General features: G+C 72.5%; 21 protein-coding genes. 10 read left to right on the top strand and 11 right to left on the bottom strand.

Going from position 1 to position 24650, the window contains the following annotated elements; translation table 11 throughout:
* Positions 1-89: 89 nt before the first annotated feature.
* The 3 genes from ACH4UK_RS08550 to ACH4UK_RS08560 all read left to right on the top strand — a co-directional run bounded on the left by ACH4UK_RS08550 (position 90) and on the right by ACH4UK_RS08560 (position 3361).
* Positions 90-1805 carry an ATP-binding protein gene (locus ACH4UK_RS08550; protein ID WP_398355277.1) on the top strand — a complete coding sequence of 572 codons (1716 nt, stop codon included), beginning with the start codon at positions 90-92 and terminating at the stop codon, positions 1803-1805.
* Positions 1802-2476 carry a response regulator gene (locus ACH4UK_RS08555; protein WP_398355279.1) on the top strand — a complete coding sequence of 225 codons (675 nt, stop codon included), beginning with the start codon at positions 1802-1804 and terminating at the stop codon, positions 2474-2476. Before ACH4UK_RS08550 ends, ACH4UK_RS08555 begins: the two co-directional genes overlap by 4 nt.
* A 180-nt stretch (positions 2477-2656) precedes the next feature.
* A complete protein-coding gene (locus tag ACH4UK_RS08560; RefSeq protein WP_398355281.1) occupies positions 2657-3361 on the top strand; it encodes a helix-turn-helix domain-containing protein in 705 nt (234 codons plus the stop codon).
* 16 nt (positions 3362-3377) lie between these two features.
* Here ACH4UK_RS08560 and ACH4UK_RS08565 read toward each other — a convergent pair whose 3' ends face one another.
* A complete protein-coding gene (locus tag ACH4UK_RS08565; protein WP_398355283.1) occupies positions 3378-4403 on the bottom strand; it encodes an ATP-dependent 6-phosphofructokinase in 1026 nt (341 codons plus the stop codon).
* A gap of 340 nt (positions 4404-4743) precedes the next feature.
* Between ACH4UK_RS08565 and pta the strand changes: the two genes are divergently transcribed.
* The 3 genes from pta (at position 4744) to pyk (ending at position 9611) form a co-directional block, all read left to right on the top strand.
* The gene (gene pta, locus ACH4UK_RS08570) at positions 4744-6825 is read left to right on the top strand and encodes a phosphate acetyltransferase (RefSeq protein ID WP_398355284.1); all 2082 of its coding nucleotides are present in this window, start codon (positions 4744-4746) and stop codon (positions 6823-6825) included.
* A gap of 41 nt (positions 6826-6866) precedes the next feature.
* Positions 6867-8078, top strand: coding sequence for an acetate kinase (locus ACH4UK_RS08575; RefSeq protein ID WP_398355708.1), 1212 nt, complete (start codon positions 6867-6869; stop codon positions 8076-8078).
* A 102-nt stretch (positions 8079-8180) separates the two neighbouring features.
* On the top strand, positions 8181-9611 hold the full coding sequence (pyk, locus tag ACH4UK_RS08580; protein ID WP_398355285.1) for a pyruvate kinase: 1431 nt from the start codon (positions 8181-8183) through the stop codon (positions 9609-9611).
* Between the two features lie 101 nt (positions 9612-9712).
* Here pyk and ACH4UK_RS08585 read toward each other — a convergent pair whose 3' ends face one another.
* The 4 genes from ACH4UK_RS08585 to ACH4UK_RS08600 all read right to left on the bottom strand — a co-directional run bounded on the left by ACH4UK_RS08585 (position 9713) and on the right by ACH4UK_RS08600 (position 13960).
* Positions 9713-11032, bottom strand: a complete 1320-nt coding sequence (locus tag ACH4UK_RS08585; RefSeq protein WP_398355286.1) for a hypothetical protein — start codon at positions 11030-11032, stop codon at positions 9713-9715.
* A complete protein-coding gene (locus tag ACH4UK_RS08590) occupies positions 11022-11597 on the bottom strand; it encodes a DUF6114 domain-containing protein (protein WP_398355287.1) in 576 nt (191 codons plus the stop codon). Before ACH4UK_RS08590 ends, ACH4UK_RS08585 begins: the two co-directional genes overlap by 11 nt.
* 97 nt (positions 11598-11694) lie before the next feature.
* Positions 11695-12357 carry a DUF6230 family protein gene (locus ACH4UK_RS08595; protein ID WP_398355288.1) on the bottom strand — a complete coding sequence of 221 codons (663 nt, stop codon included), beginning with the start codon at positions 12355-12357 and terminating at the stop codon, positions 11695-11697.
* A 652-nt stretch (positions 12358-13009) separates the two neighbouring features.
* Positions 13010-13960, bottom strand: a complete 951-nt coding sequence (locus ACH4UK_RS08600; protein ID WP_398355289.1) for a tetratricopeptide repeat protein — start codon at positions 13958-13960, stop codon at positions 13010-13012.
* Positions 13961-14361: 401 nt separating this feature from the next.
* Between ACH4UK_RS08600 and ACH4UK_RS08605 the strand changes: the two genes are divergently transcribed.
* Positions 14362-14988, top strand: a complete 627-nt coding sequence (locus tag ACH4UK_RS08605; RefSeq protein WP_398355290.1) for a TetR/AcrR family transcriptional regulator — start codon at positions 14362-14364, stop codon at positions 14986-14988.
* A 6-nt stretch (positions 14989-14994) separates the two neighbouring features.
* Here ACH4UK_RS08605 and ACH4UK_RS08610 read toward each other — a convergent pair whose 3' ends face one another.
* Positions 14995-16035, bottom strand: coding sequence for a GDP-mannose 4,6-dehydratase (locus tag ACH4UK_RS08610; protein ID WP_398355291.1), 1041 nt, complete (start codon positions 16033-16035; stop codon positions 14995-14997).
* Entirely contained in the window at positions 16032-17237 is a 1206-nt protein-coding gene (locus ACH4UK_RS08615) for a UDP-N-acetylglucosamine--N-acetylmuramyl-(pentapeptide) pyrophosphoryl-undecaprenol N-acetylglucosamine transferase (RefSeq protein WP_398355292.1), read from the bottom strand. The genes ACH4UK_RS08610 and ACH4UK_RS08615 overlap by 4 nt, the downstream gene beginning before the upstream one ends.
* 63 nt (positions 17238-17300) lie before the next feature.
* On the opposite strand from ACH4UK_RS08615, the gene ACH4UK_RS08620 reads away from it, so the two are divergent.
* Both ACH4UK_RS08620 and ACH4UK_RS08625 read left to right on the top strand, forming a co-directional pair.
* On the top strand, positions 17301-18005 hold the full coding sequence (locus ACH4UK_RS08620; protein WP_398355293.1) for a response regulator transcription factor: 705 nt from the start codon (positions 17301-17303) through the stop codon (positions 18003-18005).
* Positions 18002-19474 (top strand): sensor histidine kinase, encoded by a 1473-nt coding sequence (locus ACH4UK_RS08625; RefSeq protein ID WP_398355294.1) that lies wholly within the window; start codon positions 18002-18004, stop codon positions 19472-19474. Before ACH4UK_RS08620 ends, ACH4UK_RS08625 begins: the two co-directional genes overlap by 4 nt.
* Here the strand turns inward: ACH4UK_RS08625 and ACH4UK_RS08630 are convergent.
* From ACH4UK_RS08630 to ACH4UK_RS08645, 4 genes are all read right to left on the bottom strand, one after another.
* Complete coding sequence (locus ACH4UK_RS08630) at positions 19450-21150, bottom strand: methylmalonyl-CoA mutase (protein ID WP_398355295.1); 1701 nt, start codon at positions 21148-21150, stop codon at positions 19450-19452. The genes ACH4UK_RS08625 and ACH4UK_RS08630 overlap by 25 nt on opposite strands.
* 74 nt (positions 21151-21224) lie before the next feature.
* A complete protein-coding gene (locus tag ACH4UK_RS08635; RefSeq protein ID WP_398355296.1) occupies positions 21225-21551 on the bottom strand; it encodes a DUF3817 domain-containing protein in 327 nt (108 codons plus the stop codon).
* 65 nt (positions 21552-21616) lie between these two features.
* Positions 21617-22126: a MarR family winged helix-turn-helix transcriptional regulator gene (locus ACH4UK_RS08640; protein WP_398355297.1), complete on the bottom strand. Its 510-nt coding sequence runs from the start codon at positions 22124-22126 to the stop codon at positions 21617-21619.
* A 10-nt stretch (positions 22127-22136) separates the two neighbouring features.
* Entirely contained in the window at positions 22137-23573 is a 1437-nt protein-coding gene (locus ACH4UK_RS08645) for an MFS transporter (RefSeq protein WP_398355298.1), read from the bottom strand.
* Between the two features lie 83 nt (positions 23574-23656).
* Here ACH4UK_RS08645 and ACH4UK_RS08650 point away from each other — a divergent pair, with 83 nt between their 5' ends.
* Positions 23657-24640: a DUF5937 family protein gene (locus tag ACH4UK_RS08650; RefSeq protein ID WP_398355299.1), complete on the top strand. Its 984-nt coding sequence runs from the start codon at positions 23657-23659 to the stop codon at positions 24638-24640.
* Positions 24641-24650: the final 10 nt, after the last annotated feature.

Here is a 24650-nt window from a genome sequence, read left to right on the forward strand (position 1 = left end):
TGACCCCGGTCACCCTTGCGTTCATATCGTTCACGGTCGTATTCCGGCCATCCGGGAGATGCCCGGCCGGGCCAGGCAGACTGTGAGGTATGCGCCTCCCCCGTACCCTTCCTCGCAGCCTGGCGGGCCAGCTCTTCGCCATGCAGGTCGTGCTCATCGCCGCGGTGGTGGCCGGGTGCGCCGTCTTCGCGTATGTCTCGGGCAGCGCGCAGGCCGAGGAGACGGCCGCCCGGCAGGTGCGGGTCGCGGCCCTCGCCGTGGCCGATTCCCCCTCCGTACGGGAGGCCATCCGTACCCCGGACCCGTCCGCCGTACTCCAGCCGTACGCGGAGCGGGTGCGCGAGGACACCGGGATCGCCTTCGTCACGATCATGAACACCGAGCGGGTCCGCTGGACGCACCCGGACACGGCGCAGATCGGGGACACCTTCCTCGGGAACACCGCGAAGGCCCTGCTCGGGCAGACCTTCACCGAGACGTACACCGGCACGCTGGGCCCCTCGATACGGGTGGTGACCCCGATCCACGACGACGGGCGGATCGTCGGCCTGGTCAGCGCGGGCATCACCGTGGACCGGGTCTCCTCGCAGGTGCGGGAGCAGCTCGGCGCCCTCGCGCTCGCGGCGGGCGGGGCGCTGGCGCTCGGCGGGATCGGCACGTACGTGGTCAACGCCCGGCTGCGGCGGCACACCCACGGGATGAACGCGGCCGAGCTGAGCCGGCTGCACGACTACCACCAGGCCACCCTGCACGCGGTGCGCGAGGGGCTGCTGATGCTGGACGGGCGGCGGCGGATCGCGCTGATCAACGACGCGGGGCGGGAGCTGCTGGGCCTGGACCCGGCCGCGGAGGCGGTCGGCCGCACGGTCGCCGAGCTGGCCCTGCCCGCGCCGCTGACCGGCGCGCTGCTGGCGTCGGAGGCGCGGGTGGACGAGCTGCACCTGACGGCGGAGCGGGTCGTCGTGGTCAACACCCGTCCGGTGGTGGGCGGTGAGCAGCGCGGCACGGTGGTGACCCTGCGGGACCACACCGAGCTCCAGGCGCTCTCCGGTGAGCTCGACTCCGAGCGCGGTTTCACGCAGGCGCTGCGTTCGCAGGCCCACGAGGCGGCGAACCGGCTGCACACCGTGGTGTCGCTGATCGAGCTGGGCCGGGTGGAGGAGGCGGTGGACTTCGCGACGGCGGAACTGGAGCTGGCCCAGGTGCTGACCGACCGGGTGGTGGGGGCGGTGGAGGAACCGGTGCTGGCCGCTCTGCTGCTCGGCAAGGCGGCCCAGGCCAACGAGCGGGGCGTGGAGCTGGTGCTCGCGGAGGACAGCCTGATCGACGACGGGGCGCTGCCGCCCTCGCTGGCCCAGCGCGACCTGGTGACGATCCTGGGCAATCTGATCGACAACGCGGTGGACGCCGCCTCGGAGAGCCCCGGGGACGCGGAGGACGCCGGGGCGGTCATGCCCGCGCCCCGTACGGCCGGGGGCCCGGCCGGGCGTGCCAGGGTGGTCACGGTCACCGCGCTCGCGGACGAGCGGGAACTGCTGCTGCGGGTCGCGGACACCGGGGCGGGCATCGGCCCCGAGGCGGCGGACGAGGTGTTCCGGCGCGGCTGGTCGACGCACGGGGCGGGGCGCGGCCTCGGTCTGGCGCTGGTGCGGCAGGCCGCCCACCGCAACGGGGGCACGGTGGAGCTGGACACGGGTCCGGACAGCGGCGCGCGGTTCACCGTACGGCTGCCGCTCCCCGCCCGGACGGCCGGTTCGCCGTCCGGGTCCGCGTCCGCGTCCGCGTCCGAGGAGGTCACGGCATGATCCGGGTGCTGGTGGTGGAGGACGATCCGGTGGCCGCCGACGCCCACCAGATGTACGTGGAGCGGGTGGAGGGCTTCACGGTGACGGCGGTGGCGCACACCCGCGCGGCGGCGGTGCGGGCGCTGGAGCGGACGCCGGTGGATCTGCTGCTCCTCGATCTCTACCTGCCGGACGGGCACGGGCTCGGGCTGCTGCGCTCGCTGCGGGCGTCCGGGCACGGGGCGGACGTGATCGCGGTGACCTCGGCTCGGGATCTCGCGGTGGTGCGGGAAGGGGTGTCGCTCGGCGTCGTGCAGTACGTGCTGAAGCCGTTCACCTACCCGACGCTGCGGGACCGGCTGGTGCGGTACGCGGAGTTCCGGGGCGCCGCCGGGGAGGCGAGCGGGCAGGAGGAGGTGGACCGGGCGCTGGGCGCGCTGCGGGTCGCGCATCCGGCCGCGCTGCCCAAGGGGCTGAGCGGCCCGACGCTGGAGGGGGTGACCCGGGTCCTGAAGGAGTCGCCGGAGGGGGTGACGGCGGCCGCCGCCGGGGAGCGGCTGGGCATCTCGCGGATCACGGCCCGGCGGTACCTGGAGCATCTGGTGACCGTGGGCAGCGCCGCGCGGCGTCCGCATTATGGGCAGGTCGGCCGACCGGAGCTGCACTACAGCTGGCGGGCCGCGGGGCGCTGACCGGATGGGGCCGGTGGGCCGACAAGCGCTTGCCGGTCGGTTTCGGGGCCTCGGCGGGGTCCGGCGGAGGTGGAAAAGAAAGCGCTGGTGGGACGGTGTTCGCGTACCGCCCGCGCGGTTCGCAGCTGGAGGTTCCTACGAAGCGTGTTCTTTGGGGAACGTACCGTAGCCAGGGCCGAAATGGACTTCTACGGTGGGCCCGTGCACCCCACCCCGCCATTCAACGCCCCTGCCGCGCGCCGTCTCCGCGAGGCTCTGGGGATGGCTCCCGGCCATGTCGCCTACGGGCTCGCCGCCCAGTACGGACTCCGGATCAGCGCAGAGACCGTCATCGCCTGGGAGCGCGGCCTCGCGACGCCCGGGGAGCGTGAGCTGACCGCCCTCGCCGGCGTCCTCTGGTGCGCCCCGGGAGAGCTGCTGGCGGCTGCCGCCACCTTGCGCGAGCACCGGATGACCCGGGATGTGGCCGTGGACGACCTGGCCCGGCTGCTGGGGATGACCGGCGCCTCGTACCTCCGGATGGAGGAGTCGGGGCGCTGGCGGGGCAACGAGAGGCAGTCGGCGGCGCTGTGCCGGGCGCTGGATCTGTCGGCGGCGCAGTTCCTCACCGCGACGGGGCGCGACGAGGAGCTGGCGGAGCTGCTGAGCAGCGCGGTCACCACGCGCTGGCAGGCGTACGTCCGCCCGGTGGCCAAGATCGTCCCGCTGGACCGGGTGCTGATCCAGGACGTGCTGGAACAGCTGCACACCGACTACCAGGCCCTGATGGTCTCCACCCTGAGCTGGAGCAGCACGGGCCAGGAACGCTCCGGGTCGACGGGCGACGCGGGCCGGGCGTTCCTGGCCCGGGTGGTGGAGCAGTTCTGGCGGACCGCCGGGGTGTGAACCCCCGCGACCGGCCCTAGAAGACCGACTCGGCCTCGTACATCCGCTCGGTGGGCACCCTCTTCAGCTGGGTGACGGCGTCGGCGAGCGGGACCATGGCGATGTCGTTGCCGCGCAGCGCGGTCATCCGGCCGAAGTCGCCGCGGTGCACGGCCTCCACGGCGTTCCAGCCGAAGCGGGTGGCGAGCACCCGGTCGTAGGCGGTCGGCGTGCCGCCGCGCTGGACGTGGCCGAGGATGACGGGCCTGGCCTCCTTGCCGAGCCGGGTCTCCAGCTCGACGGCCAGGCGGTTGCCGATGCCCTGGAAGCGCTCGTGGCCGAACTGGTCGATCGCGCCCTTGGCGTACGGCATGGAGCCCTCGGCCGGGTGCGCGCCCTCGGCGACGCAGATGACGGCGAACTTCTTGCCGCGGGCGAAGCGCTCCTCGACCATCTTGACGAGGTCGTCGACCTCGAAGGGGCGCTCGGGCAGGCAGATGCCGTGGGCGCCGCCGGCCATCCCGGACTCCAGCGCGATCCAGCCCGCGTGCCGGCCCATGACCTCGACGACCATCACGCGCTGGTGGGACTCGGCGGTGGTCTTGAGGCGGTCTATGGCCTCGGTCGCGACGCCCACCGCCGTGTCGAACCCGAAGGTCCGGTCGGTGGCGGAGATGTCGTTGTCGATGGTCTTCGGGACGCCGACGACCGGCATGCCCGCGTCGGAGAGCATCCGGGCCGCGGTGAGCGTGCCCTCGCCGCCGATCGGGATGAGCGCGTCGATGCCGTAACGGCGGGCCAGCTCCTCGCAGTTCTCGGCGGCCTCGCGCAGCCGGTCGCGCTCCAGGCGGGCCGAGCCGAGGATGGTGCCGCCGCGGGCGAGGATGCCGCTGACCGCGTTGAGGTCCAGGGGGCGGAAGTGGCCGTCGAGCAGCCCCTTGAAGCCGTCCTCGAAGCCGATGACCTCGTCGCCGTGGCCGACGACGGCCCGGTGCACGACCGACCGGATCACTGCGTTCAGGCCGGGGCAGTCGCCGCCCGCGGTGAGAATTCCGATGCGCATCGAGGTGTGTCTCCTGCTCGTGAGTAACCGCGCTTTCCGGGGGACCGACCGAGGCGGTCCCCGTGCCCTGAACCAGGACGATTGTCCCACGCCCGGCGCCGACCCCGCGCTTTCGGCCGGGCCCGGGGGGTGCGGGCGGGCGGAAGGCCCCGGGGATCGGGGGCCTTCCGCCCGGTCCCGACGGGACCTCCGGCGGGCGGTATAGCGGCCCCCGCAGGTATCGTCAAGAGGCAATGCAGGCCAACGCCGCAACCGGCGAACACCGGGCGGGCACGGGGGCATCACCGTACGTCCGGACGCCCCGCGGGTCGCGGCACCGAACATGGACGGGAGACCACGCGTGGCGCGCAGCGTGTACGTGACCGGGATCGACCGGGGGGACGGCCGACAGGTCGTCGAGCTGGGAGTCATGGAGCTACTGACGCGTCAGGTGGACCGGGTCGGCGTCTTCCGCCCGCTGGTCCATGACGGACCCGACCGGCTCTACGAGCTGCTGCGGGCCCGCTACCGGCTCTCCCAGAGCCCGGCCTCCGTCTACGGCCTGGACTACCACGAGGCCTCCGCCGTGCAGGCGGAGAAGGGTACCGACGAGCTGGTCTCGCGGCTCGTCGAGCGCTTCCATCAGGTGGCCAGGGAGTACGAGGTGGTGCTCGTCCTCGGGAGCGACTTCGCCGCCACCCAGCTCCCCGACGAGCTGGCGCTGAACGCCCGGCTGGCCAACGAGTTCGGGGCCTCGGTGATCGCGGTGGTCGGCGGCAAGGGCCAGACCGCGGAGTCCGTGCGCGCCGAGACCCGTAACGCCTACCGCGCCTACGCGGGCCTCGGCTGCGACGTGCTGGCCATGGTGGTGAACCGGGTGGCGTCCGAGGACCGCGCGGTGATCGCGGAGCGGCTCTCGGCCCGGCTGCCGGTCCCCGTCTCGGTGCTGCCGGACGACCCGGCGCTCTCGGCCCCCACGGTCGCCCAGATCACCGCGGCGCTGGACGGCACGGTGCTGCTCGGCGACGACTCGGGGCTCGCGCGCGACGCGCTGGACTTCGTGTTCGGCGGGGCGATGCTGCCGAACCTCCTGAACGCGCTGACCCCCGGCTGCATGGTCGTCACCCCCGGGGACCGGGCCGACCTGGTGGTGGGCTCCCTCGCCGCGCACAGCGCGGGCACCCCGCCGATCGCCGGTGTGCTGCTGACCCTGAACGAGCGCCCCGGCGAGGAGATACTCACGCTGGCCGCGCGGCTCGCACCGGGGACCCCGGTGGTGTCGGTGGCCGGCGGCTCCTTCCCCACCGCGACCGAACTCCTGACCCTCGAAGGCAAGTTGAACGCCGCCACACCCCGTAAGGCGGAGACCGCCCTCGGCCTGTTCGAGCGTCATGTCGACACCGGCGCGCTGCTGGAGCGGATCTCGGTGGCCCGCAGCGGACGGGTGACGCCGATGATGTTCGAGCACGAGCTGCTGGAGCAGGCCCGCTCCGACCGCAAGCGCGTGGTGCTGCCTGAGGGCGCCGAGGAGCGGGTGCTGCGCGCCGCCGACGTGCTGCTGCGCCGGGACGTCTGCGACCTCACGCTGCTCGGCGACGTGGACGTGATCCGCAAGAAGGCCGCCGACCTCGGCATCGACCTCGCGGACACCCAGCTGATCGACCCGCACACCTCGGAGCTGCGCCAGGCCTTCGCCGAGCGGTACGCCGAACTGCGCGCGCACCGCGGGGTGACGGTGGAGCTGGCGCACGACGTGGTGGCGGACGTGAACTACTTCGGCACGCTGATGGTGCAGGAGGGGCTGGCCGACGGGATGGTGTCCGGGTCGGTCCACTCCACCGCCGCCACCATCCGCCCGGCCTTCGAGATCATCAAGACCAAGCCGGACGCCGCCATCGTCTCGTCGGTCTTCTTCATGTGCCTGGCCGACAAGGTGCTCGTGTACGGGGACTGCGCGGTCAACCCGGACCCGAACGCCGAGCAGCTCGCGGACATCGCGATGCAGTCGGCGGTGACCGCGGCCCGCTTCGGCGTGGAGCCCCGGATCGCGATGCTGTCGTACTCCACCGGGACCTCGGGCTCGGGCGCGGACGTCGACAAGGTGCGCGAGGCCACCGAGCGGGTGCGGGCGGAGCGGCCCGAGCTGCGGGTGGAGGGGCCGATCCAGTACGACGCGGCGGTCGAGCCGTCCGTCGCGGCGACGAAGCTGCCCGGGTCGGAGGTGGCCGGACAGGCCACCGTCCTGATCTTCCCCGACCTGAACACCGGCAACAACACCTACAAGGCCGTGCAGCGCTCGGCGGGCGCGGTGGCGGTCGGCCCGGTGCTCCAGGGGCTGCGCAAGCCCGTCAACGACCTGTCGCGCGGCGCGCTGGTGCAGGACATCGTCAACACCGTGGCGATCACGGCGATCCAGGCCCAGGGCGAGGAGCGTCCCGCATGACCACGACCACTCCCCCCGGAAACGAAGGCACGGCAGCCCCTGTGGAACCGCACCGCGTACTCGTCCTCAACTCCGGCTCCTCGTCGGTGAAGTACCAGCTCCTGGACATGCGCGACCGCTCCCGGCTCGCCTCGGGCCTGGTCGAGCGGATCGGCGAGGAGACCTCGCGCCTCGTGCACACGCCGCTGACCGGCGGCGGCGCGGAGCCCCGTGAGCGCACGGGCCGGATCGCGGACCACCGGGCGGCGCTGGAGGCGGCGGCCGAGGAGCTGGCGGCGGACGGCCTCGGCCTCGACTCCCCCGAACTCGCCGCGATCGGGCACCGGGTGGTGCACGGCGGGCTGAGGTTCAGCGCGCCGACCGTGATCACCGACGAGGTGCTGCGGGAGATCGAGCGTCTCGTGCCGGTGGCGCCGCTGCACAACCCGGCCAACATCACCGGCATCGTCACGGCGCAGGCGCTGCGGCCGGACCTGCCGCAGGTCGCGGTGTTCGACACGGCGTTCCACACGACGATGCCGGAGGCCGCCGCGCGGTACGCGATCGACGTGGAGACCGCCGACGCGCACCGGATCCGCCGCTACGGCTTCCACGGCACCTCGCACGCGTACGTCTCCCGGAAGACGGCCGAGCTGCTGGGGCGGGCGCCGGAGGACGTGAACATCATCGTGCTGCACCTGGGCAACGGGGCGTCCGCCTCGGCGGTCGCGGGCGGGCGGTGCGTGGAGACCTCGATGGGGCTGACGCCCCTGGAGGGGCTCGTGATGGGGACCCGCTCGGGGGACATCGACCCGGCGGTCACCTTCCACCTGAAGCGGGTGGCGGGCATGTCGGCCGACGACATCGACGTCCTGCTGAACAAGAAGAGCGGGCTGGTCGGCCTGTGCGGCGACAACGACATGCGGGAGATCCGCCGCCGGATCGACGAGGGCGACGAGCGGGCCGCGCTGGCCTTCGACATCTACGTCCACCGGCTGAAGAAGTACATCGGCGCCTATACGGCGGTGCTCGGCCGGGTGGACGCGGTGGCGTTCACGGCGGGGGTCGGGGAGAACGCGGCTCCGGTGCGGGAAGCTGCCATCGCCGGGCTGGAGGAGCTGGGCATGGCGGTGGACGCCTCGCTCAACGCCGTACGGTCCGGGGAGCCGCGGCTGATCTCTCCGGAGTACGCCCGGGTGGCGGTCGCCGTGGTGCCGACGGACGAGGAGCTGGAGATCGCCGACCAGACGTTCGCGCTCGTCGAGGGGCCGTAGTCCACGGTTCGGACAGGTCGACAACTGAGCACCCCCGCGCCCCTTTGTATCTTCCACCAGACGGAATATTCCGCAGCGAAACAAACCGATAGGATCCGCCTCATGCGCCGTTCCAAAATCGTCTGCACCCTCGGTCCCGCCGTCGACTCCCATGAGCAGCTCGTCGCTCTGATCGAGGCCGGCATGAGCGTGGCCCGTTTCAACTTCAGCCACGGTACCCACGAGGAACACCAGGGCCGTTACGACCGTGTCCGCAAGGCGGCCGCCGAGACCGGCCACGCGGTGGGCGTGCTCGCCGACCTCCAGGGCCCCAAGATCCGGCTGGCCAAGTTCGCCGAGGGCCCGGTCGAGCTGGTCCGCGGGGACGAGTTCACCATCACCTCCGAGGACGTCCCCGGCGACAAGTCGATCTGCGGCACGACCTACAAGGGTCTGCCCGGCGACGTCACCAAGGGCGACCCGATCCTGATCAACGACGGCAACGTCGAGCTGAAGGTCGTCGCGGTCGAGGGCCCCCGGGTGAAGACCATCGTCATCGAGGGCGGTGTCATCTCCGACCACAAGGGCATCAACCTGCCCGGCGCGGCGGTCAACGTCCCGGCCCTGTCCGGGAAGGACGTCGAGGACCTGCGCTTCGCCCTGCGGATGGGCTGCGACCTGGTCGCCCTCTCCTTCGTCCGGGACGCCGACGACGTCAAGGACGTGCACAAGGTGATGGACGAGGAGGGCCGCCGGGTCCCCGTCATCGCCAAGGTGGAGAAGCCGCAGGCGGTCGAGCACATGGAGGGCGTCGTCGCGGCGTTCGACGGTGTGATGGTGGCCCGCGGCGACCTGGCCGTCGAGTACCCGCTGGAGAAGGTCCCGATGGTGCAGAAGCGCCTGGTGGAGCTGTGCCGGCGCAACGCCAAGCCGGTGATCGTGGCGACCCAGATGATGGAGTCGATGATCACCAACTCGCGGCCGACCCGCGCCGAGGCCTCCGACGTCGCGAACGCGATCCTGGACGGCGCGGACGCGGTCATGCTGTCGGCCGAGTCGTCGGTGGGCGCGTATCCGATCGAGACGGTCAAGACCATGTCGAAGATCGTCGTGGCCGCCGAGGAGGAGCTGCTGTCCAAGGGCCTCCAGCCGCTGGTCCCGGGCAAGAAGCCCCGTACGCAGGGCGGTTCGGTGGCCCGCGCGGCCTGCGAGATCGCGGACTTCCTCAACGGCAAGGCCCTGGTCGCCTTCACCCAGTCCGGCGACACCGCCCGCCGTCTCTCCCGCTACCGCACGGCCCAGCCGATCCTGGCCTTCACCACGGACGAGGCCACCCGCAACCAGCTCGCCCTGAGCTGGGGCGTCGAGTCGTACGTGGTCCCGCACGTGGACAACACCGACGCGATGGTCGACCTGGTCGACGCGGAGCTGCTGAAGCTGAACCGCTACAGCGACGGCGACACGATGGTCATCACCGCCGGCTCGCCCCCCGGCGTCCCCGGCACCACCAACATGGTCCGGGTGCACCACCTGGGCGGCGGCGAGCGGGACTGACCCGCACCCGCACCACCGCATGACCGTGGGCCGTACTCCTGGTGAGGAGTACGGCCCACGGTTCTGTGCGGCTCCCGGACGGGTTCGGGGGCGGCTGTCGGCTAGCTCTTGCCGCCGTCGAGGAAGTTCTGCAGTCCCGGGACGGTGAGCGTGCCGCCGAACTGGCCGGCCTGGATCACCTTCACCTTGGTGAAGAAGGCGAAGGGGACGTTGAGCGGCGGCGGGGTCTCCGGACTGAAGGTGATCGGGATGAGGCCGAAGAGGTTGCCCTTCAGCTCCTCCGTGTACATCGTCACCTCGCCGTCGCGGATCGTCGACGTGGAGCCGGGCCGCGACTTCACATGACCGGTCGTTCCCCGGGGCCCGACGGTCAGCTGGTGCAGGTCCTTGATGTCGACGGAGTTGGCGGTGAACTTCAGCACCTTCTTGATGCTGCCGTCCGCCTTCTTCACCTCGACGATGCCGTGGTAGTCCAGGCCCGTGAGCGTGAGCAGCGTCGACTCCAGGACCCACGGGTCGGACGGGAGCAGCGGGATGCCGGGCTCCAGTTCGGCCGCGGCCAGCGCGTCCGGGTCCGCCTCGGGGCACGGGAAGCGGGGCTTGGCGCCGTCCGGGATGTCCTCGTCCTTCTTGGGGTCGAGTCCCTTGACGTCCTCGTCGAGCTCCTCGACGTCCTCGCCGGCCTTCCCGGCCGCCTCGCGGATGGCGTCGGCCGTCTTGTCGGCCGTCTCCTTCGCCTTCTCGGCCGCGCTCTTGGCCGGGTCCTTCGACGGGTCCTTCGCCGGGTCCGCCGGCTGGTCGGACGGGGTCGGGGATCCGGTCGTGGGGCTCGGGGACGGGCTCGCCGGCTCCTCGGTCTTGTCCGGCCCGTCGAAGAGGTCCTTGAGGGCGTCGCCGAGGCCGAGCGGGTCGAGCGGGTTCTTCGACTTGGTCGGCGTCGGGGTCGCGGAGGGCGCCTCGGAGGGCTTCTCCCCCGCGGACCGGTCCGCGGCGTCCGCACCGGCGTCGGGCTTCGCACCGGCCGCCGGGTCCTCGTCCGCGGCGGAACCGCTCGCCGAGGGCTTCGGCGTCGCCGCGTCGTCCCGGCCGGCCGCGCCGTCCTTCTCGTCCTTCGCCGTGGCCGACGGGGACGGGGTGGCCTTGGGCGACTCGGACTCGCTCGGCTCGTCGGACCGGGTGACACAGGGGCCCGGCGCGAACGGGATGTCGGCGCGGTCGTCGGCCAGGGCCAGCTTGGGCGTCAGACCCATGCCCACGAAGACCGCCGTCGGCATCGCCGCGAGCGCCAGCGCCCGCTTGCCGCTGGGCAGGTGGAGCTTGGTCAGCAGCGACTTCCTGGGGGCCGCGTGCCGGGGACCCCTGCGCTCGTGGAGCTCGTCGCCGGGGTAGGCGTTCATCTGCTGTCCGTCGTCACCCCGCACGATGCCTCCCGCCGTCGGCGTCTGCTGCCAGGTCCGACCCGGCACCCGATTGCTGGGGCACGGCCGCGCCGTGCAGGGCGTCCTCGAAGCGCTCCTCGTACGGCAGGTCCTTCTCCGGCGACGCGCGCCGGGGGTCCTGCTCGTCGAGCTGCTCGTCGTCGCTCTTCGGCTCGCCGGGGGCCCAGGAGATGGACAGGGCTCCGCCGACGAGGGAGAGCAGGAATCCGATCACGAAGCCGCCGATGTTGGCGACGGGTATGGAGATCAGCGCCAGCAGGATGGCGGCGACACCGGCGAAGACCCGGACGATGCTGTGGAACCACATCGTCAGGCCGAGCGTGATCAGCAGGACCCCGATGATGAGGGATCCGGCGCCGGCCGTGGTGGACATGGCCAGCGTCACGTTGCCGAGGTGCATGTTGGCGTACGGGAAGTAGGCGATGGGGACGCCACCGGCCATGGTGAACAGTCCGGCCCAGAACGGCCGGTGACCCCGCCAGGCGCGGAAGCGTCGCCGAGTGACGCGGATGTAGTGCTCGTTCTGCCCTGTGGACTCGGGGCTCATGGAAAACAGCTCCCTGGAACCGGTACTGCCGTGAGAAGAGAAGGGGTGGGTGACCGGAAGCCGGCGAAACCCGGGCTCCGGCCACCCGAACGGGTGCTTAGTAGCACTCCTTGTCGGTGCCCTTGTGGAGGCGCAACTTCAGACCGCTGAGGTTGAAGGTGCCCGCCGTCGTGGCCCACGCCTTCTGCTCGACGTTCGACAGCAGGGCTTCCTCGGCTCGCTGCGAGAAGCCGTTGGGGTTGGCCTGGGTGTTGGGCTGGATGCCCGTCGACCCCTTCTTGCCACCCGGGTAGTCCTTGAGCGAACCCGCCGCGACGCCGATGTCGATGTTCTTGAACTTGGCGTCGGCGTCGAGCTGCGACACGTCGAGGTAGAGGTCCTTGGCATAGACACGGTCGTGTCCCTTGCCACCCGCCTCCAGCCTCAGGGTGACGTTGCCCAGACCGAACGGGAGGTTCGGGGTGACCACCGACTGGCACATGTTCGTGATGTAGGCCTCGCTGAAGCCCGACACCGCGACAGGCGCGTTCATTTCCTTGCCGTCCAGCGTCTTGCCCGAGGCCACGCTGCCGTACTGCACGAAGTCGTAGCCGTGGAGTTCAGTGGCCTTGACCTTGAACTCCTGGCCGGACACGCTGAACGACGCTGCCAGCGCGCCCTGCGCCAGGCCTATGCCCACCGCGGCCGTCGCGGCGACGCTCGGCACCATGACCAGAGCGAACCGCTTCCATCTCGTCCCACCGCGAACCTGGGAACTCATACTTGCTCCTTCTTCTCGGACGTACATCTCCGGCCGGGCATCGTGCCCGTCCTGGGATGGGAGAAGTGCTACGTCCTCGGGAAGGAGAGCGCCCGTATCGGAGACGTGTCCCGCATCCGATCCACCGGCGTTCACCCCCGAGCGACAACCACTGGCCACGCGTTCCGCGCGGCCGGCCGGACAGGCCCCGCCGGTGAGCGGGAACCCCCCTGTCCGCGGTCGGCGCCACTGCCGCCGACCCACCCGGTGGGGACCCAACAGACCCTCAGGCACCGGCTGGAGACCGGGCTGGAGGTATTGGACCGAGCGTGGCCGATCGTGGTGCATTCACGGCCCCGACACAAGAGGGATCGTTACTGGCTAGTAACGGCCCGATAACCTCCATGCGACAGGGCGGCATCGAGCGGCAACGCAGGGTGGCACGAAAGGGACATCGGAATGGCGGAAAACTTCCTGGAAACGGGACAGAACAACCAGTCCGCCTTACTGCGAGTAACAGCTTGCATCTTTGTCAAGATTTGGCAAAGCGAAAATCCCTCGCGCCCTTCTTTGGCGTCAGAACGGCAAAACGGCCGCGCCGCCCGGGGGCGGTGCGGCCGTCCTTGTCACATCGGAACAATCGGACTCGTCCGGAGCGGACGGCGGGCCGGCGTCAGAACAGGACGCGGGCCAGGGCGGTGCGCGCGGCCGTGACCCTGGGGTCCTCCGGACCGATCACCTCGAACAGCTCCAGCAGCCGCACCCGGGCGGCGTTGCGGTCGTCGCCCGCGGTGCGGCGGACCGCTTCGACGAGCCGGCCGAAGGCGTCCTCGACGTGTCCGCCGACCAGATCCAGATCGGCGGCGGCGATCTGGGCCTTCACATCGCCGGGGTTCTCCGCGGCTTCCTTGCGGACCGCCTGCGGGTCCATGCTCTGGACGCGGCCGAGCAGCTCCGCCTGGGCCAGACCGAGCTTGGCCTCCGGGTTGCCCGGGTCGTCCGCGAGGACGTTCTCGTACGCCCGGACCGCCCCGCCGAAGTCGTTGGCGTCGAGGGCCGAGGCGGCGGCCTCCAGCACGGCGTCGTACGGGCCGGCCGGCACCTCGGCCGGGACGGCGTCCGCCGGGGCGGCGTCCGGGTCGACGACGATCCCGGTCAGCCCGAAGCGCTCCTCGCCGACCTGGATCAGCTGGTCCAGCGTCTCGCGGATCTGAGCCTCGGGGGCCGCGCCCTGGAAGAGCGGGAGGGCCTGTCCGGCGACGACGGCGAAGACCGCCGGAATGCCCTGGATGCCGAACTGCTGCATCAGCATCTGGTTGGCGTCGACGTCGACCTTGGCCAGCAGGAAGCGGCCGTTGTACTCGACGGCCAGGCGCTCCAGCAGGGGGCCCAGCTGCTTGCACGGCTCGCACCACTCGGCCCAGAAGTCGATGACGACGGGGACCTCGGCGGAACGCTGGAGGACATCGTGCTCGAAACCGGCTTCATCGACGTCGATCACCAGGGCGGCGGGCGCGACGGCGCCGGCGCCCCCGGTACGGGAGGCCTCTGCACGGGCCTGCTCCGCCTTGGCCTTGGCCTCACCGGCCGCCTTGACGGCGGCGAGGTCGACAACGCCGCTCATGGACATGTTCCTAGGCTGCATGCGTACATCCTCCCCCCTGAGCGCACCGTTCCGAAAAGCGAGTGCGAGAACCGGACCGGACCGCAGCCCCCACCGGTGTGCGGGGGCAGGCGGGCCGGTACGGCGCCGGACCCCCGAAAGGGCCCGGGTGGACCTTCCGGATCCCCATCCGGCCGGTCCGTGCGGCTCCGGGTCCCCACCCGGCGCCTGGGGTCTTCGTGAAGACCCCGGTGGCTGTCGCTCATGCCGTGGCGTACCGGGGGCGGGCTGGCCGCCTTCCTTACGCTACGACCCGTAGCGTAACTGCCGATCACCCGGGCGGCACAGGGAATCCCGGTGATCTGTCTCACGGACACCGGGGCACAACGGTTCTCCCTACCGGCCGGTATGGTCGCCGCATCATGAGCGACTGCGACCCCCGAGCCACCCGAACAGGACGTCCGCGGAGCCCCGCGGCCGATGCCGCGATCCTCGAAGCGACGCGGGCGTCCCTGGTCGATCTCGGCTGGTCGAAGCTGACGATGGGCGATGTGGCGACCCGGGCCGGCGTCGCCAAGACGACCCTCTACCGGCGCTGGGCGGGCAAGAACGAGCTGGTCGTGGACGCGGTCGCCGTTCTCTTCGACGAGCTGGAGCTGCCCGACCGGGGCAGCCTGGCCGCCGATGTGCAGGGCGTGGTGCTCCAGTTCGCGGCCCTGCTGGAGCGGCCGGAGACCCGGACCGCCCTGATGGCGGTGGTCGCCGAGTCCACCCGCGACGACTCGCTGCGCCACCGGATCCGCGCGGCCATCGTCGACCGGCAGAAGCGGCTGGTACTCGTGGGCCGGGAACGCGCCCAGGCCCGCGGCGAGCTGCGGTACGAGGACGACGCCTCGACGGCCGCCCGCAACGCGGACCTGATCTTCGACGTGATCGCCGGGGCGGTCGTGCACCGGGCGCTGGTGAGCGCCGAGCCGGTGGACGCCGAGTGGGCGAGGGGCTTCACCGCCCTGCTGCTGCTCGGGCTGGCCGGCGCGCAGGCGGTCTGACCGGGCTCAGACCTGGTAGCGGCCCGGCGCGAAGAGGTGCAGATGCTCCGCCACCCAGGCCGAGGTGCGCTCCAGGCCTTCCTCCAGGCCGACTTCGGGCTCCCAGCCCGCCCAGTCGCGGGCGCGGGTGTTGTCGGAGAGCAGCCGGTGCACCTCGCTGCCCGAGGGGCGCAGCCGCGCCGGGTCCACGACGATCTCGGCGTCCCGGCCGGAGGCGGTGATGAGGGCCTTGGCGAGGTCCCCGACCGAAATCTCCCGGCCGGTACCGAGGTTGACGCTCTCCCCCAGGGCCCGGTCGCAGCCGGCCAGCGCCAGGAACCCGGCCGCGGTGTCGGTGACGTAGGTGAAGTCGCGGGTGGGGGTCAGCGAGCCGAGGCGGATCTCCCGTGCCCCGGCGTGCAGTTGGGCCAGGATCGTGGGGATCACCGCGCGGGCCGACTGGCGGGGCCCGTAGGTGTTGAACGGCCGCACCACCGTCACCGGCAGCTCGAAGGCGTGCCAGTGGGACAGGGCCATCATGTCCGCGCCGATCTTCGAGGCGGAGTACGGGGACTGCGGCTGGAGCGGGTGGTCCTCGCTGATCGGGGCCGTCAGCGCGCTCCCGTACACCTCGCTGGTGGAGGTGTGCAGGAGGCGACGCACGGAGTGGCGGCGGCAGGCCTCGGCGATGTTCTCGGTGCCGACGACGTTGGTGCGGACGTACGCGCCCGGGGAGTCGTAGCTGTAGGGGATGCCGATGAGCGCGGCGAGGTGGAAGACCGTGTCGCAGCCCTCGACCGCGTCCATCACCCGGCCCGCGTCGCCGACGTCCCCGGCGATCATCTCGACGGGACCGTGCGGGTCGTCGAGGTAGCGGGCGAGGTGCCCTTTGTCGGCGTACGGCTTGTAGTGGACGAACGCCCTGACGCGGGCGCCGCGCCGGACGAGCAGGTCGACGAGGGTGGAGCCGATGAAGCCCTCGGCGCCGGTGACGAGGACCGTGCGGCCGTTCCAGTCGACGGTGCCGGCGGGAGCGCGGTCGATGGCGCTGCCGAACGTGTTGGTCATGAGGTGAACTCCTGTGCGATGGAAGGTCGTACGGCGAGGCGGGTGACCGTCTCGGCGAGCAGGTCCGCGGCGCGGGCGTGGTTTCCCGGGTCGGCCGCGCGCCCCATGACGGCGAGCCGGGCCGGGTCGGCGAGCAGCGGTGCGAGCAGTTCGGCCAGCCGGTCGGCGGTGGCCTCGGCGTCGGGGACGAGGTGGGCGGCTCCGGCGTCGGAGAGGACCCGGGCGTTGTGGGTCTGGTGGTCGCCGGGGGCGTGCGGGTACGGCACGAGCACGGCGGGCACCCCGGTCGTGGCGAGTTCGGCGATGGTGGCGGACCCGGCCCGGCAGACCACCAGGTCCGCCACCGCGTAGGCGAGGTCCATCCGGTCCAGGTAGGGCACCGCCTGCGCGACGGGCCCCGCGTCGGCGTCGCGCCCCGCCCGAGCCACCGGCCCCGCACCGGCGTCGGCGCCGGCGCCGGCCTCGGCCAGCTTCCGCCGGGTCTCCGCGAGCGCGGCCGGGCCCGTCTTGATCAGGAGGTGGACGTCCGCGCGCCCCCGCCAGCGGGCGGCGAGGCCCACGGCGGCTGTGGTGAGCCGGGCCGCGCCGAGGCTGCCGCCGTTGAAGAGGACGACCCGCGCCCCGTCGGGTATGCCGAAGGCGCGCCGGGCCTCCTCGCGCAGGGCGGGCCGGTCCAGGGCGGCCAGGGAGGCGGCGATCGGCATCCCGACGGTCAGGGCCCGCTCGCCGCCCGACAGATGGGCGCGGCTGCCGTCGAAGGCGACGGTGAGGTGTTCGGTGAGCCGGGCGGCGAACTGGTTGGCCCGGCCGGGGACCGCGTTGGACTCGTGGATCACGCTGGGCAGTCCGGCCATCCTCGCGCCGACGATCGCCGGGGCGCTCGGGTAGCCGCCCATGCCGACGACGACCTGGGCCTTCTGGGTGCGCAGGATCGAGCGGGCCTGGGCGCCGGAGCGCAGGAGGGCTGCCGGGAGCAGAAAGCGCTTCGCGCCGAGCGCGGGGTCGAAGGGGATCATGTCGACGGTGTGCAGCCGGTATCCGGCCGCCGGGATCAGGGTCGTCTCCAGCCCGCGTTCGGTGCCGACGAAGGAGATGACCGCGTCCGGGTCGGCGCGGCGCAGGGCCTCGGCGAGGGCGAGACCGGGGTAGATGTGGCCGCCGGTGCCGCCCGCACCGATCACGACGGAGAGTGGTGTGCGCATGGCCGCCACTCTCGGCGGGCGGCCTAAGAGGGTTCTAAGAGTCCTGTTTGGCAGTCTTCGGGTATGAACGGCATGAGCGGCATGCGGGGTACGAGCAGGATTCTGGTGGCCGAGGACGAGCCGGACGTGCGGGCCGCCGTCGAGGACGGGCTGAGCGTCGAGGGGTATGAGGTCCGGGGGGTCGGGGACGGTCTGGCCGCGCTGTCGGCGGTGGCCGCCTGGGAGCCGGACGCGCTGGTCCTGGACGTGATGATGCCGGTGCTGGACGGGCTCGCGGTGTGCCGGAGGCTGCGGGCGGTGGAGGACCGGACGCCGGTGCTGGTCCTGACCGCGCTGTCGTCGGTGAGCGAGCGGGTGGACGGTCTGGAGGCCGGGGCCGACGACTATCTGGTGAAGCCGTTCGCACTGGACGAACTGGTCGCGAGAGTACGGGCGTTGCTGCGGCGGGCCGCACCGCCGGCGACGGACGGGGACCTCGCCTTCGCGGATCTGACGCTGGACCCGGCGACCCGGACCGGGCGGCGCGGCGGCCGGCCGGTGGAGTTCTCCCGTACCGAGGCCGCCCTGCTGGAGCTGCTCCTGCGCCACCCGGGGCAGGTGCTGGCCCGCGAGGTGATCCTGGAGCGGGTCTGGGGCCAGGACTTCGGGCCCGACTCCAACTCGCTCGCGGTGTACGTGGGTTATCTGCGGCGGAAGCTGGAGGCGGGCGGCGAGCCGAGGCTCGTCCACACCGTGCACGGGCTCGGCTACCGGCTGGACACGGCGTGAGCGGGGTGCGCCGGCTGGGCGCCCGCTGGCGGCGCCGGCGGCCGTTGCGGACCCGGCTGGCGCTGGCGGCCTCGGCCGCGGTGGCGCTGGTCGCGGTCGGGGTGTGCGCGGCGGCGTTCTTCGTCATCCGCTACGAGCTGCTGCACCAACTGGACCTGTCCCTCACGCAGTCGGCGACCCGGGTGATCCAGGAGAACCGGGGCGGGGGTCCGCAGACCGTGGCGGGCGAGTGCCGCTATCTGTCCGCGCCCGCCTGCGCCCAGATCGTCCCGGCCGCCCCCTCGGCGGACCCGGGCGAGCCCTATCCGCTGCCCGTCTCCGCCCCCGTACGCGAGGTGGCGGCGGGGACGCGGGCCCCGTACTACAGCAACGTCACCCGCTTCGGGAAGCCGCTGCGGATGCTGACCACCCGGTTCGGGGACGGGCGGGCGCTCCAGGTGGCGCTGCGGGCGGACCCGGTGGAGAAGGGCGTGCGGCAGGCGGCGGTGCTGCTCGCGGCGGTCGGCGGGGCGGGGGTGCTGCTGGCGGGGCTGCTCGGGTACGCGGTCTCGCGCACCGGGCTGGCCCCGGTGGCCCGGCTGACCTCGACCGCCGAGCGGATCGCGGCGACCCGGGACCCGCGCCACCGCATCGAGCTGCCGCCGGGCCCGGCCGGGCGGCGGGACGAGGTGACGCGGCTGGCCGCCAGCTTCAACACGATGCTCGGCGAGCTGGAGCAGTCGGTGAGCTCGCAGCGCCGGCTGGTCGCGGACGCCTCGCACGAGCTGCGGACCCCGCTGACCGCGCTGCGCGCCAACGCGGAGTTGCTGGCCCGCGTGGACCGGCTGACGCCCGCGCAGCGCGAGCGGGCGTCGGGGGCGCTGGGGCGGGGGATCCGGGAGGTGACCGGGCTGGTGAACGACCTGATCGAGCTGGCCCGGGACGAGGAGCCGCTGCCTCTGGTGGAGGAGGTGCGGATCGCGGCGGTGGCGGAGCACGCGGTGGCCACGGCCCGGACGCACTGGCCGCGGACCCGTTTTCTGCTGGAGGTGGGGCCGGACGCGGCGGAGGCGACCCGGCCCGGCGTCCCGGCGCGGCTGGCCCGGCTGCTGACGAACCTGCTGGACAACGCGGCCAAGTTCAGCCCGCCGGGCACTCCGGTGGAGGTGGTGCTGAGCGCGTACGGGACCGGGCGCGGGTTCGCGGACGGGCTCGGGCTGACGGTCCGGGACCACGGGCCGGGGATCCCGGCGGAGGATCTCCCGTATGTCTTCGACCGTTTCTACCGCGCCGAGGCGGCACGTGCCCTGCCCGGCTCCGGGCTGGGTCTGGCGATGGCCCGGCAGATCGCCCGCGCGCACGGAGCGGAGCTGACGGCGGGGGCGGCGCCCGGCGGCGGGGCGCTGTTCACGCTGACGTTCGGGGAGGGCCCTCGGAGCGGCGGGCCCTCCCCGTCACCGCGGGATCAGAAGCCCGGCGGCTCCGTGTAGGTGCCCCACTCCTCGCGCAGCACCCCGCAGATCTCGCCGAGCGTGGCCTCGGCCCGTACCGCGTCCAGCATCGGCGCGATCATGTTGGAGCCGTCGCGGGCGGAGGCGAGCATCGCGTCGAGGGCGGCGGTCACCTTGGCGTCGTCGCGGTTGGACTTGCGGTCGGCGAGCTGGCTGACCTGGTCGCGCTCGACCTCGTGACTGACCCGGAGGATCTCCAGGTCGCCGGTGACCGAGCCGTGGTGGACGTTGACGCCGACGACCCGCTTGTCGCCCTTCTCCAGGGCCCGCTGGTACTGGAAGGCGGACTCGGCGATCTCGCCGGTGAACCAGCCGTCCTCGATGCCGCGCAGGATGCCGGAGGTGATCGGCCCGATGGGGTGCTGACCGTCCGGGTGGGCCCGGGTGCCGCGCTCCTTGATCTGGTCGAAGATCTTCTCGGCCTCGGCCTCGATGCGGTCGGTGAGCTGCTCGACGTACCAGGAGCCGCCCAGCGGGTCGGCCACATTGGCGACGCCGGTCTCCTCCATCAGCACCTGCTGGGTGCGCAGGGCGATCTCGGCGGCCTGCTCGGAGGGCAGGGCGAGGGTCTCGTCGAGGGCGTTCGTGTGGAGCGAGTTCGTCCCGCCGAGCACGGCGGAGAGCGCCTCGACGGCGGTGCGCACGACGTTGTTGTACGGCTGCTGCGCGGTGAGCGAGACCCCGGCGGTCTGGGTGTGGAAGCGCAGCCACTGCGCCTTGTCGGTCTTGGCTCCGTACGTCTCCTTCATCCAGCGGGCCCAGATCCGGCGGGCGGCGCGGAACTTGGCGATCTCCTCGAAGAAGTCGAGGTGCGCGTCGAAGAAGAAGGAGAGGCCGGGGGCGAAGGTGTCGACGTCCATCCCGCGGGAGAGGCCGAGCTCCACGTAGCCGAAGCCGTCGGCCAGGGTGTACGCCAGCTCCTGCGCGGCCGTCGCCCCGGCCTCGCGGATGTGGTAGCCGGAGACGGAGAGCGGCTTGTAGGCGGGGATGTCGCGGGCGCAGTGCTCCATCAGGTCGCCGATGAGGCGCAGGTGGGGCTCGGGCTGGAAGAGCCACTCCTTCTGCGCGATGTACTCCTTGAAGATGTCGGTCTGGAGCGTGCCGTTGAGCACCCCCGGGTCGACGCCCTGCCGCTCGGCGGCGACCAGGTACATGCAGAAGACGGGGACGGCCGGGCCGCTGATCGTCATCGAGGTGGTGACATCGCCCAGAGGGATGTCACCGAAGAGGATCTCCATGTCGGCGGCGGAGTCGATGGCGACCCCGCAGTGGCCCACCTCGCCGAGCGCGCGCGGGTCGTCGGAGTCGCGGCCCATCAGCGTCGGCATGTCGAAGGCGACGCTCAGTCCGCCGCCGCCCGCCGCGAGGATCATCTTGTAGCGCTCGTTGGTCTGCTGGGCGTTGCCGAAGCCGGCGAACTGGCGGATGGTCCAGGTGCGGCCCCGGTAGCCGGTGGGGTGCAGCCCGCGGGTGAAGGGGTACTCCCCCGGCCAGCCGATCCGCTCGAATCCCTCGTACGTGTCGCCGGGGCGGGGCCCGTACGCGGGCTCCACCGGGTCCCCGGAGAGCGTGGTGAAGTCCGCGTCACGCTTGCGGGCCTTGTCGTAACGGGCCTGCCAGCGGAGGCGGCCTTCCTCGATCGCGTCAGCGTCCATCCCTCGAATTTACTAGGACGTCCTAGTAAATGTCGATGGCAAACCGCCCGGCGCTTTCGCGCGGGGCGGTCGGCTCAGGCCTTCGCGGGCGCCGGCACGGGGGCGGTGACCAGGGCGCGGGCCTCGCGGCTGACCTTCGGCTCGACGAAGAACGAGGCGAAGGGGATGCAGCCCGCGGCCAGCACCCACAGGAGCTTGCCGAAGGGCCACTTCGCCTTGGAGCCGAGATCGAAGGCAAAGACGACGTAGACGATGAACAGCACGCCGTGGATCTGGGAGATCAGCATGGTGTCGCCGGTCTCGAACCCGTACTTCGCGATGATCGCCGCGGTGAAGACGAGCAGCCAGACCGCGGTGACGTAGGCCATCACCCGGTAGCGGGTGAGCACGTTCTGTTTCATGGCTACGAGCGTAACGGGCAGTCCGGGGCGATCTTCGCGCGGCCCCGGCCTCACCGGGGCCGGCCTCACCCCTCGTCGAAGTCCTGGGCCGCCACCCGCAGCGGCCGCAGCATGGCGAAGATCTCGGCGCACTCCTCGGAGTCGTACACGCCGAGTCCGAAGTCGACGGCGACCAGGTCCCGGGTGGCCGCCTCGACGACCTCGCGCCCCTTGTCGGTGATGGAGGCGAGCGTTCCGCGGCCGTCGTTGGGGTTCGGCCGCTTGCCGACCAGACCGGACTTCACCAGCCGGTCCACGGTGTTGGTGACCGAGGTGGGATGCACCATCAACCGCTCCCCGATCTTGGACATCGGCAGCTCACCGGCCTTGGAGAAGGTGAGCAGCACCAGCGCCTCGTACCGGGCGAAGGTCAGTCCGTACGGCTTGACGACGGCGTCGACCTCGGAGAGGAGGATCTGCTGGGCCCGCATGATCGAGGTGATCGCCCCCATCGAGGGCACGGGTCCCCAGCGCTGCTGCCAGAGCTCGTCGGCGCGGGCGATGGGATCGAAGGGAAGGCTGAGCGGCTTCGGCACGTCGTCGACCTTACCGATTGGCCACATGCCGGTCAGCCCCGTCTCGGCCTTCGGTATCGGACATCCGTCCGGGGGCTGTCCTGCGGACCTCGGCGACGAGCAGGAGCGTGCAGACGGTCCCGATGACTCCCGATCCGGCGACCACCCGGTGCACCGGGAAGAACTCGGCCGCGAGCCCCGCCAGCGCCATCCCGAGGCCCTGGACGGTCATGAGCCCGGCGGTGAGCAGCGTCATGGCCCGGCCGCGCAGCTCCTGGGGAACGGCGTCGACGAACCACTGGTCGAGCCCGATCACATACGCGGCGCCCGCGCCGGCCAGCGCGAGGGCGGCCAGGGCGAGCGGCAGCCCGGGGCGGACCGCGTACACGAGCAGCGGCAGCAGGCCGACGGCGGCGACCGGCAGGACGATCCGGGAGCGGGTACGGGGGCTGAGCGCGGACCCCACGAACAGTTCGGCCCCGATGTGCCCGACGGCCATCGCGCAGAGCAGCAGCCCGAGCGCGGCGGGCGGGGCCCCGATCGCGTCGGCGTACGGGGCGGCGAGCGCCTCCGGGGCCACGACGAACATCGCGGGCAGCCAGAACAGCAGCAGCAGCCCCCGGATGCGGCGGTCGCCCAGCACCAGCCGGGCCCCGGCGAGCGACTCCTTGAGAAGGGTCCCGCCGCCGTCACCGGTGGCGGCGCGGGCGGGGCGGTCACGGGTGCCGAAGCGGAGCAGGGCGGCCGAGCAGAGGAAGGTCACCACGGTGACGGTGATCGCGCCGCGCGGGGACAGCACGGTGAGCAGCACGCCGCCGGCGCCGAACCCGATGAGCATCGCGCTCTGCGAGACGATCCGCAGCAGCGAGCGGCCCAGTACGTAGAGGTCGCCCTCGCCGAGGATGTCGGTGAGGGCCGCCATCCGGGTCCCGGTGAAGACGGGCGCGATCGCGGCGACCAGACAGCGCAGGGCGAGGAGTCCGGCGACCGGGGTGGCGGGCACCAGCATCACGGCGACGCAGGCCGCGCAGAGCAGGTCGCAGACGACCAGGACCCGGCGGGCCGGATAGCGGTCGGCGACCCCGGCGAACAGGGTGCCGCCCACGATGTACGGGAGCAGTCCGAGCGCGAAGGTCAGCGCGCTGAGCAGCGGGGAGCCGGTGAGGTCGTAGACGAGCACGGTGAGCGCGAGTTCGCTGACCACGACGCCGAGCAGCGAGAGCAGGTGCGCGGCGAAGACGGCCCGGAACTCGGTGACGGCGAACACCGCGCCGTAGCCGGGCCCGGCGGCGGGCATCGGGGCGGTGGGCATCGCCCCAGCGGGCATCGCGACGTCGGGCTCCCGGAGCGTGGGCCCGGGGCTCGGGTCACGGTGGGCGGCACGCTCCGGGGGCGGAGCCGGGACCTGCGCCGCGGAGGCGGGCGGGGTGCGGGGTGTGCCCGCCGGGGCAGGGCTGTCGTTCGGCATGGGACGAGCCTGGGGCCGGTCGCGGCTCCTCCGTAGACTTTCGGCCCGAGGCGAATGTCCACGGTCCTGGAGGTGACGGAGGCGTGCCGTTCCAGTTGCACTTCGGCGAGAGCGATCTGCTGCGCTGCCGGTTCGCCCTGTCACCGCTCTTCGAGACCCAGGAGGCCGTGCGCACCCTGTCCCGCCCCTACCGCCACGGCTACCACCTGCCCTGGCTCCGGCTGATCCGGGAGGCGGCCGCGGGCCTGGACCTGGAGCCGCTGTGGCTGCTGATGCCGGACAACGGCCACAACCCGGACTTCATCTGCCCGCCCCCGATCGGTCCGCTCGCCACGTTCGAGGAGGAGATCGCGGCGGTCAGGGCGGTCGATCCCGAGGTGGCGCGGGCGGACATGGCGCTGGCGCTGGCGGACCGGCCGGGCGGGCGCGAGTCGGCGACCGGGCGGCGGCTGCTGGCCGATCCGGCACGGGCCGTGCTCGAGCTCGCCGATCTGCTGGAGCGGACCTGGCAGGCGCTGATCGAGCCGTACTGGCCCCGGCTGCGGGCCCTGCTGGAGGCGGACATCGCCCACCACTCCCGGCGGCTCGCGGACAGCGGCCTGGAACAGCTGCTGGGCGAGGTGAGTCCGCGGCTGAGCTGGAACGGCTCGACGCTCACCCTGGCCGGGACCCGGGGCGACCACCAGCGGGTGCTGGGCGGTCAGGGGCTGGTGCTGATGCCGAGCGTCTTCGTCTGGCCGGAGGTGGTGGGCGGCCACGAGGAGCCGTGGCAGCCCGGTCTGATCTATCCGGCGCGCGGCATCGGCGGGCTCTGGTCCCGGGCCGGTGACCGGACGCCCGAGGCGCTCGGCCGGCTGCTGGGGCGGGTCCGGGCCGACGTGCTGTGCGCGCTGGACGAACCGGCCGGGACCAGCGCCCTGGCGCACCGGCTGGGCCTCGCCCCCTCGTCGGTGTCGGCCCATCTGTCCGTGCTGCGCGGGGCGGGGCTGCTGGTCTCGCGGCGCTACGGACATCAAGTGCTGTACGAGCGCACGCCGCTGGGAATCGCGCTGGCCGCCTCGGACTGAGGGCGTCGGG

The organism is Streptomyces sp. NPDC020884 (assembly GCF_044333935.1).
GTDB lineage: Bacteria > Actinomycetota > Actinomycetes > Streptomycetales > Streptomycetaceae > Streptomyces.